Genomic DNA, 397 nt, shown 5'->3' with positions numbered 1-397 from the left:
GGCGTGGGGCGCGAGCGCATCCTAGGGTTTATTGATTGAACGTTCAATCAATAAAAAGCATAATGGCGGGCAGCCGATCCTTCGGGTCGCAATCCGTGGAGAGACAATGCCGAAGAAAGGCGTGGAACCGGTACGGCGCGAACAGCTGATCCGGGCCACTTTCCAGACCATCGACGAGATCGGCATGGCCGACGCGACCGTCGCCACCATCGCGAAGAAGGCAGGGCTGTCCAGCGGCATCGTCGCCCACTACTTTGGCGACAAGGACGGCCTGCTCAATGCTGCAATGCGGCAGATCCTGCGCGAACTGAAGGACGCCGTCGCCCGCTACCGCGCCGAGGCCAGCGATGACCCCCGCGAGCAGTTGCGTGCCATCGTCGATGGCAACTTCGACGAC

At 62.0% G+C, this 397-nt stretch carries 1 protein-coding gene; it reads left to right on the top strand.

Annotation, left to right across the window (positions count from 1 at the left end; translation table 11 throughout):
* Positions 1–106: 106 nt before the first annotated feature.
* A partial coding sequence (betI, locus tag RhoFasB10_RS25960; RefSeq protein WP_167679365.1) for a transcriptional regulator BetI occupies positions 107–397 on the top strand: 291 nt, incomplete at its 3' end.

It is taken from the genome of Rhodococcus sp. B10 (assembly GCF_011770055.1).
GTDB lineage: Bacteria > Actinomycetota > Actinomycetes > Mycobacteriales > Mycobacteriaceae > Rhodococcoides > Rhodococcoides kyotonensis_B.
Note: the sequence above shows the minus strand (reverse complement) of the source record. Positions and strands in the feature narration are given on the sequence as shown.